Annotated in this window: 9 protein-coding genes; 4 read left to right on the forward strand and 5 right to left on the reverse strand. The window is 69.3% G+C overall.

The window, feature by feature from the left end; all coding sequences use genetic code 11:
• Positions 1 to 180 precede the first annotated feature (180 nt).
• A complete protein-coding gene (gene polA, locus K8940_RS22100) occupies positions 181 to 3,090 on the reverse strand; it encodes a DNA polymerase I (protein ID WP_223392190.1) in 2,910 nt (969 codons plus the stop codon).
• 126 nt (positions 3,091 to 3,216) lie between these two features.
• Between polA and K8940_RS22105 the strand changes: the two genes are divergently transcribed.
• The 4 genes from K8940_RS22105 (at position 3,217) to K8940_RS22120 (ending at position 8,255) form a co-directional block, all read left to right on the forward strand.
• Positions 3,217 to 4,575, forward strand: a complete 1,359-nt coding sequence (locus K8940_RS22105; protein WP_223392191.1) for a TonB family protein — start codon at positions 3,217 to 3,219, stop codon at positions 4,573 to 4,575.
• Between the two features lie 193 nt (positions 4,576 to 4,768).
• Positions 4,769 to 5,797, forward strand: a complete 1,029-nt coding sequence (locus K8940_RS22110; RefSeq protein WP_223392192.1) for an aspartate-semialdehyde dehydrogenase — start codon at positions 4,769 to 4,771, stop codon at positions 5,795 to 5,797.
• A gap of 91 nt (positions 5,798 to 5,888) precedes the next feature.
• Positions 5,889 to 6,794 (forward strand): EamA family transporter RarD, encoded by a 906-nt coding sequence (rarD, locus tag K8940_RS22115; protein ID WP_223392193.1) that lies wholly within the window; start codon positions 5,889 to 5,891, stop codon positions 6,792 to 6,794.
• A gap of 21 nt (positions 6,795 to 6,815) precedes the next feature.
• Positions 6,816 to 8,255 carry an MFS transporter gene (locus K8940_RS22120; protein ID WP_223392194.1) on the forward strand — a complete coding sequence of 480 codons (1,440 nt, stop codon included), beginning with the start codon at positions 6,816 to 6,818 and terminating at the stop codon, positions 8,253 to 8,255.
• Here the strand turns inward: K8940_RS22120 and K8940_RS22125 are convergent.
• The 4 genes from K8940_RS22125 to ahcY form a co-directional block, all read right to left on the reverse strand.
• Positions 8,200 to 9,000, reverse strand: a complete 801-nt coding sequence (locus K8940_RS22125) for a transporter (protein WP_223392195.1) — start codon at positions 8,998 to 9,000, stop codon at positions 8,200 to 8,202. The two genes, K8940_RS22120 and K8940_RS22125, sit on opposite strands and share 56 nt — an antisense overlap.
• Before the next feature lie 62 nt (positions 9,001 to 9,062).
• A complete protein-coding gene (locus K8940_RS22130) occupies positions 9,063 to 10,190 on the reverse strand; it encodes a serine hydrolase domain-containing protein (protein ID WP_223392196.1) in 1,128 nt (375 codons plus the stop codon).
• 3 nt (positions 10,191 to 10,193) lie between these two features.
• Complete coding sequence (locus tag K8940_RS22135; RefSeq protein WP_223392197.1) at positions 10,194 to 11,042, reverse strand: bifunctional hydroxymethylpyrimidine kinase/phosphomethylpyrimidine kinase; 849 nt, start codon at positions 11,040 to 11,042, stop codon at positions 10,194 to 10,196.
• Between the two features lie 111 nt (positions 11,043 to 11,153).
• Positions 11,154 to 12,545, reverse strand: coding sequence for an adenosylhomocysteinase (gene ahcY, locus K8940_RS22140; RefSeq protein WP_223392198.1), 1,392 nt, complete (start codon positions 12,543 to 12,545; stop codon positions 11,154 to 11,156).
• Positions 12,546 to 12,678: the final 133 nt, after the last annotated feature.

Consider the following 12,678-nt stretch of genomic DNA (forward strand, 5'->3'; position numbering starts at 1 on the left):
GGACACGGGCGGGCTCCTCGTCTCGGGGACGACGACCGCTAAACCTCGGATAACACTACTCTTTGAACTGCACTAGGGTTCGCGGGCGTCACCCAAGCAGTGGGCCTACAACCGTTGCCGGGGCATTAACCCTGATGCGGCGCGATGTCGCAGTTTTGACAATTCCGCGAAATTTTACATTTAGTGCGCCTCGTCCCAGTTGAGCGCGGCGCGGGCCTCGACCGTGAGCGGCACGGACAGCGCCACGGCCGGCTCGGCGGCCTTCTCCATGACGGCCCGGATCACGTCGCAGGCGCGGTCGGCCTCGCCCTCCGGGGCCTCGAAGACCAGTTCGTCGTGCACCTGCAGCAGCATCTTCGCGTCCAGTCCCGCGGCCCGAAGGGCGGCGGGCATGCGGATCATCGCCCGGCGCATGACGTCGGACGCGGCGCCCTGGATCGGGGCGTTGATCGCCGCCCGCTCGGCGAACTGGCGCTGGCCGACCGACTTGGACTGGATCTCGGGGATGGTGATCTTCCGCCCGAAGATCGTGCTGACATAGCCGTGCTCGCGCACGAAGGCCTTGGTCGCGTCCATATAGGCCTGGATGCCGGGGAAGCGCTCGAAATAGGTCTTGATATAGGCCCCGGCCTCGCCCTGGCCGATGCCCAGCTGGTTGGCCAGGCCGAACGCGCTGATGCCGTAGACGATGCCGAAGTTGATGGCCTTGGCCCGGCGACGGATCATCGGGTCCATGCCCTCGATCGGCGTGTCGAACATCTCCGAGGCCGTCATGGCGTGGATGTCCAGGCCCTCCTGGAAGGCCTTCTTCAGCTGCGGGATGTCGCCGATGTGGGCCAGGAGACGCAGCTCGATCTGGCTGTAGTCGGCGCTGATCAGCACCTTGCCCGGCTCGGCGATGAACGCCTTGCGGATCTTGCGGCCTTCCTCGGTGCGGACGGGAATGTTCTGCAGGTTGGGATCGGATGACGACAGCCGCCCCGTCGTCGTCGCGGCCAGGGCGTACGAGGTGTGGACCCGGCCAGTCGACGGCGCGATCGCCGCGATCAGGTTCTCGGTATAGGTGCCCTTCAGCTTCGACAGCTGGCGCCAGTCCAGCAGGACCCGGGGCAACTCGTGCTCCAGGGCCAGGCTCTCCAGCACGTCGCTGTCTGTCGACCACTGGCCGGTGGCGGTCTTCTTGCCGCCCTTCAGGGCCATCTCGCCGAACAGCACGTCGCCGATCTGCTTGGGGCTGCCCAGGTTGAACGGACGCCCCACCAGCTCCTGGGCGCGGGCCTCGAACTGGGCCATGCGCAGCGAGAACTCGTTGGACAGCAGGCGCAGGGCCTCGGGGTCGACGCGCACCCCGTTGTTCTCCATCCGCGCCAGCACCGCCGGCAGCGGCCGCTCCAGGGTCTCGTAGACGGTCAGGAGGCCCTCGCGCGCCAGGCGCGGCTTCAGGGTCTCGTAGAGACGCAGGGTGACGTCGGCGTCCTCGGCGGCGTAGGCCGTCGCCTCGGGCAGGGTCACGTGCTTGAAGCTGATCTGGCCCTTGCCCGTACCGCACACCTGCTTGAACGGGATCGGCTTATGGCCCAGCCACAGCTCCGACAGCTCGTCCATGCCGTGGCCGTGCAGCCCCGCTTCCAGCACGTAGCTGATCAGCATGGTGTCCTCGATGGGCGAGACCTCGATCCCGTGCCGCGAGAGGACGGCGATGTCGTACTTGGCGTTCTGGGCCACCTTCAGCACCGCCGGATCCTCCAGCAGCGGCTTCAGGGTGGCGATCACGTCGGCCAGGGGGATCTGCTCGATATCGGCCGGCGCCTCGAAGGCCAGGCCGTCGGCCTTCTCGCAGTGGCTGATCGGGATGTAGCAGGCCTCGCCCGGGGCGATGGCCAGCGACACGCCGCACAGGCCGGCGGTCGCCGAGGACAGGGCGTCGGTCTCGGTGTCGAAGGCGACGACACCCTTGGCCGTCGCCTTGGCGACCCAGGCCTTCAGGGTCTCGATGTCGCGGACGCAGGCATAGGCGGCGTGGTCGACGGTGATCGGCTCGGCCACCGGGCTGGCGGCGGCGCGGGCCGCCGCGCCCATGTACGAGATGGTGCTGACGGGCGCCTTGGGCTGGGCGCCCGCGCCCAGACCGGCCGGCCGGTCCAGCGTCCCCGGCGTCGCCGCGGCCGAGCCGTCGCCGACCCGGCGGGCCAGGGTGCGGAACTCCATCTGCTCGAGGAAGGCCGCCAGGACTTCCTTGTCCGGCTCGCGCACGGTCAGCTCGTCCAGCGGCTGGGGCAGCGGCGTGTCGCAGTCCAGCTTCACCAGGGCCCGCGACAGGCGGATCTGGTCGGCGAACTCGATCAGGGTCTCGCGGCGCTTGGGCTGCTTGATCTCGCCAGCGCGGGCCAGCAGCGTGTCGAGGTCGCCATATTCGTTGATCAACTGGGCGGCGGTCTTGATCCCGATGCCCGGGGCGCCCGGCACGTTGTCGACGCTGTCGCCGCACAGGGCCTGCACGTCGACGACCTTCTCAGGATAGACGCCGAACTTCTCGAACACCTGCTCGCGCTCGATGCGCACGCCCTTCATCGGATCGAACATCGAGACGCCGTCGCCGACCAGCTGCATCAGGTCCTTGTCGGACGAGACGATGACCGCCTCGCCGCCCACTGCCCTGGCCTTGCAGGCATAGGCGGCGATTAGGTCGTCGGCCTCGTAGCCGGGCAGCTCGATGGCCGGCACGCCGAACGCCAGCGTCGCCTCGCGCACCAGGGGGAACTGCGGGATCAGGTCCTCGGGCGGCGGCGGACGGTGGGCCTTGTACTGGTCGTACAGATTGTTTCGGAACGTCTTCTCAGAGTGGTCCCAGATGACCGCCAGGTGCGTGGGCGTGTCGCCCTGCATGTCGCGCATCAGCTTCCACAGCATGTTGCAGAAGCCCTGGACGGCGCCCACCGGCAGGCCGTCGCTCTTGCGGGTCAGCGGCGGCAGGGCGTGGTAGGCGCGGAACAGATAGGCCGAGCCGTCGACGAGGAAGAGCCGGACGGCGGGGCCGTCCTGGGTCAGTTCGGAAGCGTTCGGAAGCGGGGGCGCGGCGACGTCGGTCATGGCGGCAACATAGGGACCTCGGCGCGCGTCGGAAACCCTCTGGCGGCCGGCGAATAGCTGACTTATCCTCGACCTAAGGTCGAGCGCCGAAGGGGTCGCGCGCCGCCCTTCGCTCGGGGTTCCATCGTGCTGTCGCGTAAGCTTCTGCTGGTCTCGCTCATGGCTGGCCTTTCGGTCGCGTTCGCCCACCAGGCCCGGGCCGAGGACGAGGACGACCTAGCCCACGTTGGGGCCGGCGGCGGCTGGAGGCCGCACTTCACGGTCAAGGTCCCGCGCGACAAGATGAAGGCCGCCTACCCCAAGGGCGCGACCGTCACCGGCAAGGCCGCCCTGGACTGCACGGCGGCCGACGGCGGCAAGCTGGTCGACTGCAAGGTCGCCCAGGAGAACCCCGCCGGCCAGGGCTTCGGCCAGGCGGCGTTGTCGGTGGTGGGATACGAGCGGATCAAGGCCACGGACGACGCCGGCGCCGCGACGACGGGACGACCGGTGCGGACCTTCTTCGAATTCCTCGGCCCCGGCGACGCCAATCCCAACTGGCTGCGCAAGCCGACCGGCCAGGAGATCGCCAACGTCTTTCCCAAGAAGGCCATCGAGGACGGCGTCGGCGGCAAGGCGACGATCGGCTGCCAGGTGACGACCGAGGGTTTCCTGCAGAACTGCAAGGTGCTGTACGAGTCGCCGAAGGACTACAATTTCGGCGCGGCCGGCCTGCAACTAACGCCGCAGCTGCGCATGACCCCCAAGATGCGCGGCGGCAAGGCCGTGCCCGGCGGCACGGTGGCCATCCCGATCAACTGGGAGGCGCCCTCGCCCTCCTCGATGATGACCAGCACCACGGTCGTCCTCGACCCGCCGTGGACCATCGTCCCCACCCAGGCCGAGGTCAACGCGGCCTGGCCCAAGGAGGCGGCGGGGTTGGCCTCGGGCCAGGCGGCCCTGCGCTGCGGCCTCGACCGCTCCGGCCGCCTGCGCGGCTGCGACGTGATTTCGGAGAGCCCGCGCGGCAAGGGCTTCGGCAAGGCGGCCCTGTCGCTGTCGAAGTCGTTCGGCGTCACCTTCGCGCCCGAGGACGCAAAGACCGCCAGGACCTTCAAGATCGATGTGCCGTTCCGCTTCCGCGACCCCGCCACGCCCGATACGCGCAAGCTGACCAAGCCCCGCTGGATCCGCACCCTGTCGCCCGAGGGCATGGCGTCGGTCTATCCCGAGGCGGCGGTCAAGGCCGGGGTCCGCACTGGACAGGGCGCGGCGACCTGCACCGTCACCGCCACCGGCGAGCTGACCAGCTGCCAGGCCGCCCGCGAGACGCCGGCCGGCCTCGACTTCGGCGCGGCGGCGATCAAGGCGGCCGGGATCATGCGCATGAACCCGTGGACCAAGGAGGGCGACAGCGTCGACGGCCTGGTCATCACCCTGCCGATCACCTTCACCCTCGAGAACGACGAGCCCGCCGCGGCGGGCGCGGCCAAGCCGGGCCCATAGCCGCGCGGCGCAAGAATCATCCTCGAACACCGCGCGAAGCCTGGCCATGGCGGTGCGCCTTGCCGGCTTTGGCCGCCGATCGGGGATGAACCCGCGTCCGCTGGCGAAACCCCGCCTTGCGCCCGCCGGGCATGAGGCGTACGGAACCGCGCTCCGCACCCTTTCGCGGACGACAGTATTTCAGGAGAGCGCGATGGGTTACCGGGTCGCCGTGGTCGGCGCCACGGGCAATGTGGGCCGCGAGATGTTCAACATCCTCGAGGAAGTGAAATTCCCCGTGGACAAGATGCACGCCATCGCCAGCCGCAAATCCATCGGCGTCGAAGTCTCCTTCGGTAGCCAGATCCTGCGGTGCGAGGACCTGGAGACGTTCGACTTCTCGACCGTCGACATCGTGCTGATGAGCGCCGGCGGCGCCATCTCCAAGGCCTGGGGCGAGAAGATCGGCGCGGCCGGCCCGATCGTCATCGACAATTCCAGCCACTTCCGGATGGACCCAGACGTGCCGCTGGTGGTGCCGGAAGTGAACCCGAACGCCGTCGACAAGCTGCCCAAGAACATCATCGCCAACCCCAACTGCTCGACCGCGCAGCTGGTGGTAGTGCTGGCCCCCCTGCACGCTGAAGCCAAGATCAAGCGGGTGGTCGTCTCGACCTACCAGTCGGTGTCGGGCGCGGGCAAGGAAGGCATGGACGAGCTGTGGGAGCAGACCAAGGGCGTGTTCGTCCTGGGCGCCCCGCCGCCCAAGAAGTTCACCAAGCAGATCGCCTTCAACGTCATCCCGCACATCGATGTGTTCATGGAGGACGGCTACACGAAGGAAGAGTGGAAGATGATGGCGGAGACCAAGAAGATCCTGGATCCGTCGATCAAGCTGACCGCCACCGCCGTGCGCGTGCCGGTCATGGTCGGCCACGCCGAGTCGGTGAACATCGAATTCGAGACCCCGCTGGACGAGGAAGACGTCCGCGAGATCCTGCGCGACGCCGACGGCGTGGAAGTCATCGATAAGCGCGAGGACGGCGGCTACATGACGCCGAAGGAAAGCGCCGGCGAATTCCCGGTCTATGTCTCGCGCATCCGCACCGACCCGACCGTCGAGAACGGCATCGCGCTGTGGTGCGTGGCCGACAACCTGCGCAAGGGCGCGGCCCTGAACGCCGTGCAGATCGCCCAGCTGCTGCACGACAAGGGCCTGATCAAGCAGAAGACCCCGGCCTAGGACCCCTATCCGCAACAAGCGGGTGGAAATCAGGGCTCCCGGGGCAGATGTCCCGGGAGCCTTTTTCTTTCCTGACGATAAGGACGACGCCATGTCGGCGAGCGTGAACCAGACCCAGGCCGAGACACGGTCGGCCTACGTCGCCGGCGTCGGCTGCTACGTGCTTTGGGGCTTCCTGCCCCTGTACTTCCACCTGCTGTCGAACCTGGGCGTACCGCCCTGGGAGATGATCGCCCACCGCTCGCTGTGGTCGGTGCTGTGGGCGGCGGGCCTCGTCCTGATCGCCAGGCAGGGCGGCCAGGTCGCCCAGGTGCTGCGCCAGCCCAAGACCCTGGGGGTCCTGGCGCTGTCGACCCTGGCCATCTTCAGCAACTGGACGATCTACGTCTTCGCGGTGAACGCCGGCCATGTGATCGAGGCCAGCCTCGGCTACTATATCAATCCGCTGATGAACATGGCCGCCGGGGCCCTGCTGTTTCGCGAGCGCATGACCGTCGAGGGCAAGGTCGCGATCGGCTTCGCGGTCGTCGGCGTCGGCATCCAGACCCTGGCCCTGGGCCACCTGCCGATCGTGTCGCTGGGCCTGGCCCTGACCTTCTGCGCCTATGGCATCCTGAGGAAGCAGGTGAAGGCCGACGCTCAGACCGGCCTCTTCGTCGAGTGCGCCTACCTGGCCCTGCCCGGCCTGTTCTACGTGCTGCACCTGCAGGCCAGCGGCCAGGGCCACTTCGGCGCCGGCGTCACCGCCCTGCTGGCCCTGGCCGGCCCCGCCACGGTGATCCCGCTGGCCCTGTTCGCCTGGTCGGCCCGCCGCCTGCCCCTCAGCGCCCTGGGCTTCCTGCAGTTCATCGCGCCCACGCTGCAGTTCCTGCTGGGCGTCGCGTTCGGCGAGCCATTCACGCCGCTGCGGGCCCTGTCGTTCGCGTTCATCTGGCTGGGCGTGGCCGTGTTCGCCTATGGGGCCTGGAAGCGGACGCGGGTGCTGGCGCCGGCCTGAAGACCAGGCCATGGTCGCGGCATGGCAAGTTCGAACAGGCCGAACTCGAACAGGGACGAGACGATCTCCAAGGGTCGCGGCCGGCTGATCCTGGCCGCCACGGTGCTGGGCTCCAGCCTGGCCTTCATCGACGGCTCGGTGGTCAATGTCGCCCTGCCCGCCATCCGCCAGGCGCTGAAGGCCGACCCGGCCGAGATCCAGTGGATCGTCAACGCCTACCTCCTGCTGCTGGGCTCGCTGGTCCTGATCGGCGGCTCGGCCGGCGACCGCTGGGGCCGGCGGCGGATGTTCATGGCCGGCGTCGTCCTGTTCGCCCTGGCCTCCCTGGCCTGCGCCCTGGCTCCGAACGTCCAGCTGCTGATCGCCGTCCGCGCCGTCCAGGGCCTGGCGGCCGCCTTCGTCGTGCCGGCCAGCCTGGCCATCCTGGGCGCGTCGTTCGACGAAAAGGCGCGCGGCCCGATGATCGGCGCCTGGGCCGGCTTCGCGGCGGTGACCGCCGCCGTCGGCCCGGTGCTGGGCGGCTGGCTGGTCGACGCGGTGTCGTGGCGCGCCATCTTCCTGATCAACCTGCCGATCGCCGCCGCCACCGTCTGGCTGGCGCTGAAGGCCGTGCCCGAGAGCCGCGACCCCGACGTCGACCACCTGGACTGGCGCGGCGCGATCCTGGCGGCCGCCGGCCTGGGCGTCCTGACCTGGGGCCTGACGGCGGCGGGCGAGCGTGGCTGGCATAGCCCGGCGGTCTGGAGCGCCCTGGTCGCCGGCGTCGCGATCCTGGCCGGCTTCGTTTTGGCCCAAGCGCGCGAGACGCATCCGATGATGCCGCTGTCGCTCTATCGCTCGCCGACCTTCAGCGGCGCCAACCTCCTGACCCTGGCGCTCTATTTCGGCCTGACCGGAGCCTTGTTCTTCCTGCCCTACGAACTGATCGCCAAGCACGGCTACAAGGCGGCCGAGGCCGGGGCGACTCTGCTGCCGCTGTCGGCGGTGATGGGGACGCTGTCGGGCGTCTCGGGTCGCGTCGCCAACAAGGTCGGCGCCCGCGCCATGCTGACGGTCGGCCCGATCACGGCCGGGATCGGCTTCGCCCTGCTGGGCGCGCCGTGGATCGCCAGCGGCTTCTGGACCGGCGTGCTGCCCGGCCTGCTGGTGCTGGCCCTGGGCATGACGATCAGCGTCGCGCCCCTCACCAGCACGGTGATGGCGGCGGTCCCGTCCAGCCATTCCGGCGTCGCCTCGGGGATCAACAACGCCGTAGCCCGTGTCGCTGGCCTGCTGGCCGTGGCAGTGCTGGGGCTCGTCTATTTCGCGCCCGGCGGCGGGGGCTATCCGTGGGTGATGGGCATCAGCGCCGCGGCGGCGATCGCGGCCGGCCTCGTGGGCCTGGCGACCATCAGAACCCCGAGCCCTAGAACCGATGCGCCACGCCCACCACCAGCTGCAGGTCCGGGGTCCGACGGTTGAGGCCGACATAGGCCGAGGCGTCGAACTGGACGTCCTTCAGGCTCGCCGGGGTCCAGGCGGCGGTCAGGTCGAAGCTGGTCTGGGTGACCCGGCCGGCCGAGTCGTCGTCGACATCGACCCACAGCTCCGCGCCCAGGTTCACCGGCCCGACCATGCGGCCCACGCCGCTGGCCAGAACGTAGCCGGCGTGGCGGCCCGAGCCGTCGGCGTCGGGCCGGGCGTCGAGCTCGGGCGACAGGCTCAGCGACCAGTCGTCGTTCAAGGGGATCGAGACGGGGACGATCACCCCGCCCTGCCAGGCGTCGCCGCCGATCCCGTCCGCCCCGGTGGGCGCGACGACGAACGGCTGGACGGCGACCGACAGGCCATCGCCCGCCGGGTTCCTCAGCGACCACCGCAGGGCCAGGCTCAGGTCGCCAGCGCCGGACACGGCCCCGACGACGCCCTGGTCCTTGGTCCGCACGCGCTCATAGGGCGTCCAACTCAGCTGTCCCTCGACCGTCGAGGCCAGGCCCAGCCGCAGCTCCAGCCCGCCATAGGCGATGTCGTGGGTCGAGACTCCGTCGCTCTTGTCCAGGGTCGCGTCGACGCCGCTGACCTCGACCTGGAAACGGCCCTTGTCCAGCACGCACGGCGGCGAGCCCTTGCCCGGACGGTCGGGACAGAAGTCGCGCTCTTCGGCGTGAACGCTTCCCGCGAGGGCCAGGGCGGCCAGCGCCAGCGCGGCGATACGGATCGAAACCATGCGTCTCTCCTTCGGACGCGACGCTACAGGCTAGGCTTCAACGGTCTCTAAAGCGAGGCCCTCTACAGGCTGGCGTAGGCCGCCTCGATCAGGCGCACGGCGCGTGGGTCACCGATCAGGGCATTGCCCTGCTTGTTCATCACATAGGCCCCCGAGACACCGCGCGTGGGGTCGGCGAACGCGCACGAGCCGCCCCAGCCGGAGTGGCCGAACGCGTCGAGCGTGGGGCCATAGAACAGGTTGGGCTCGTTGCGCATGAAGCCCGCGCCCCAGCTGATCTCGTAGGGCAGCACCAGGTCCCGGCCGCGGATGCGCTGGGCGCTGGCGGCCTTGATCCCGGCTGGGGTCAGGATCGAGCGGCCGTCCAGGCTTCCGCCGCTGGCCAGGGCGCCCATCAGACGGGCCAGGGCGGGGGCGGTGGCGTGGCCGTTGGCCGAGGGGATCTCGACCCGCCGCCACTCGGCCGCACCCTTGCCGCCCGGCGAGGACCAGGGCTTGAGGAAGGCGGCGGTCACGGCGGCGTTGATCTCGCCGAACTGCGGCAGGGCCGTCGGACGCATCAGCTCGGCGACGCGGCCGTGCTCGCTGTCGGGCAGGCCGATCCAGAGGTCCAGGCCCAGCGGCCCGGCGATGTCCTCGCGCAGCGCGGTCCCCATCGTGCGGCCGTCGACTCGGCGGAAGATCTCGCCGGCGATGTAGCCGAAGGTCACCGGATGATAGCCGCTGGCCGAGCCGATCGGGAACAGCGGGGCCATGGCCGCCAGCTTGGCGCAGGTGGCGTCCCAGTCGAACCAGATCGAGGGATCGGTCTCGTCGGGAAAGCCCGACAGCCCCGCCTGGTGCGACATCGCCTGCTCGATGGTGACGTCCTGCTTGCCGGCTTGCGCGAACTCGGGCCACACGTCGGCGACGGGTTGGTCGTAGGCCAGGCGGCCCTCGTCGACCAGCCGCGCGACCAGCAGGGCCGCCACGGCCTTGGTCGTCGAGAACAGGGCCGTCAGGGTGTCGGGACCGAAGGCGACCTCGCGCTTGCGGTCGGCATGGCCGCCCATCAGGTCGACGACGATCTCACCGTCGATGGCGAAGGCGAAGCGCGCGCCCAGCTCGCCATTATTCTCGAAATTGGCCGCGAAGGCGTCGCGGACGCGGGCGAAACGGTCGGGGCACAGCCCGGTGATGTCGATGGTCATGGGCTAGGCCAGGCGCTCGATGCGGACGGAGGGAGAGGTCTGCTTGATCCGCGCGCCCATGGCCACGATCGGCAGCTCGGGCGCGTTCCAGAGATTGGCGGCGGCGACGGTCTCGGCCACGCCGCCGACGGCGCGGGCCAGGCCGTGCGAGGCGGTCTGCCCCTCGATCAGCGCGGCGGCGTAGAGGGCGGTCAAGAGGTCGCCGGTCCCGTTGGGCGCGCGGTCGGCTTCGGCGTGCAGGGCCAGCCAGGCCTCGCCGTCGCCAGCCAGGACCGCGCCGATCTCGTCGCCGCGCCGGACGGACGAGACCAGGGTGGGCTTGCCCAGCGCCCGCGCGGCGGTCGCGGCCGCCATGGGCTCGCGGGCGTCGACGCCCGTCAGCCTGTGCAGCTCCCAGGCGTTGCAGGCGACGACGTCGGCGCGCGGCGCCAGCTCGCCGATGATCGCCTCGGCGGTCTCGACAGGCACGTAGAGGCCCTTGCCCTCGTCGCCCATGGTAGGATCGACGACGATGGTCGGAGCGGGGGCGAAGGCGCGTCCGCGCGGCGCGGCGCGGACGGCGTCGATCGCCCGGGCCGCGCCCTGGACCTGGGCGGCGGTGGCGAAGTAGCCGGTGATCACGACGTCGACCAGGCCGAACAGGCCGTTGGCCTGGATGCCCTCCAGCATGCCCTCGAAGGTCTCGATCGGCGTCGCCGCGCCGCCGGGCGCGCCCCAGCCGGGGTGGCGGCCGAACAGCACGGTCGGCACGACCATGGCGTCGATCCCGAACGGGGCCAAGGCGGCGGCCTGGGCGCTCGCGCCGACCTGGCTGCCGGCGACGTGGCTGGAGAGGATCAAGGCTAGCGGCATGACCAAGCGATTAGCCGAACCCCGCGACCTTGAACAGCAAGGCGGGCCGGAAAAACGAAAGGCCCGCCGCGGTGCGCGACGGGCCCTCCGAGGATCCTGACGAGGCGGGATCTAGTAGCGGTAGTGGTCCGGCTTGAACGGACCGGCTTCCGGCACGCCGATATAGTCGGCCTGGTCCTTGCGCAGCTGGGTCAGCTTGGCGCCCAGCTTCTCCAGGTGCAGGAAGGCGACCTTCTCGTCCAGGTGCTTGGGCAGGGTGTAGACTTGGTTCTCGTACTTGGCCTTGTTGGTCCACAGTTCGATCTGGGCCAGGGTCTGGTTGGTGAACGAGGCCGACATCACGAACGAAGGGTGGCCCGTGGCGTTGCCCAGGTTCACCAGGCGGCCTTCCGACAGCACGATCAGCTTCTTGCCGTCCGGGAATTCCACGTGGTGGACCTGCGGCTTGATCTCGTCCCACTTGAAGTTGCGCAGGCCGGCGATCTGAATTTCCGAGTCGAAGTGGCCGATGTTGCAGACGATGGCGTTGTTCTTCATCCGCCGCATGTCTTCGACCGTGATGACGTCCTTGTTGCCGGTCGCCGTGACGAAGATGTCGGCCTTGTCGGCGACGTCGGCCAGGGTCTGGACCTCGTAGCCTTCCATGGCGGCCTGCAGGGCGCAGATCGGGTCGACTTCGGTGACGATCACGCGGGCGCCGCCTTGGCGCAGCGAGGCGGCCGAGCCCTTGCCCACGTCGCCATAGCCGCAGACCACCGCGACCTTGCCCGACAGCATGACGTCGGTGCCGCGACGGATCGCGTCGACCAGCGATTCACGGCAGCCGTACAGGTTGTCGAACTTGCTCTTGGTGACGCTGTCGTTGACGTTGATGGCCGGGAACGGCAGCTCGCCCTTCTGGGCCATCTGGTACAGGCGGTGGACGCCCGTGGTGGTCTCTTCCGAAACGCCGCCGATGGCCGACCGGATGGCCGAGTAGAAGCCCGGCTTCTCGGCCAGGTACTTCTTCATCACGGCGTAGAGGGCTTCTTCTTCCTCGTTCTGCGGATTGTCGAGGATCGACGGATCCTTCTCGGCCTTGGGGCCCAGCACGCAGAGCAGGGTGGCGTCGCCGCCGTCGTCGAGGATCAGGTTCGGATAGCCGCCGTCGCCCCACTCGAAGATCTTGTGGGCGTATTCCCAGTACTCGACCAGGTTCTCGCCCTTGAAGGCGAAGACCGGGATGTTGGCGGCGGCGATGGCGGCCGCGGCGTGATCCTGGGTCGAGAAGATGTTGCACGAGGCCCAGCGGACTTCCGCGCCGAGAGCCACCAGGGTCTCGATCAGCACGGCGGTCTGGATGGTCATGTGCAGGCTGCCGGCGATGCGGGCGCCCTTGAGGATCTGCTTGGGGCCGTACTCGGCGCGCGTGGCCATCAGGCCCGGCATCTCGGTCTCGGCGATGGCGATTTCCTTGCGGCCGTAGTCGGCGAGCGAGATGTCCTTGACGATGTAGTCGGCCACGTGCGGCTCCTGCCCGAATGGGTGTTGGGGGTGAAGTCTTGGAGCGCTTATAGCGCGCCAGGCCCTTCCGAGCAATTAACGCATAAAGATATCTTTATATCCGCAACGCCGGACCGGCTCCGTCAGCTTGACA

Origin of the sequence: Caulobacter segnis (assembly GCF_019931575.1) — a bacterium.
Classification (GTDB): Bacteria; Pseudomonadota; Alphaproteobacteria; order Caulobacterales; family Caulobacteraceae; genus Caulobacter; species Caulobacter segnis_C.

Bases quoted from the DNA above. Each gene is read 5' to 3' on its own strand.
- polA (WP_223392190.1), bottom strand. From the start codon at position 3,090: ATGACCGACGTCGCCGCGCCCCCGCTTCCGAACGCTTCCGAACTGACC.
- K8940_RS22110 (WP_223392192.1), top strand. From the start codon at position 4,769: ATGGGTTACCGGGTCGCCGTGGTCGGCGCCACGGGCAATGTGGGCCGC.
- rarD (WP_223392193.1), top strand. From the start codon at position 5,889: ATGTCGGCGAGCGTGAACCAGACCCAGGCCGAGACACGGTCGGCCTAC.
- K8940_RS22120 (WP_223392194.1), top strand. From the start codon at position 6,816: ATGGCAAGTTCGAACAGGCCGAACTCGAACAGGGACGAGACGATCTCC.
- K8940_RS22125 (WP_223392195.1), bottom strand. From the start codon at position 9,000: ATGGTTTCGATCCGTATCGCCGCGCTGGCGCTGGCCGCCCTGGCCCTC.
- K8940_RS22130 (WP_223392196.1), bottom strand. From the start codon at position 10,190: ATGACCATCGACATCACCGGGCTGTGCCCCGACCGTTTCGCCCGCGTC.
- K8940_RS22135 (WP_223392197.1), bottom strand. From the start codon at position 11,042: ATGCCGCTAGCCTTGATCCTCTCCAGCCACGTCGCCGGCAGCCAGGTC.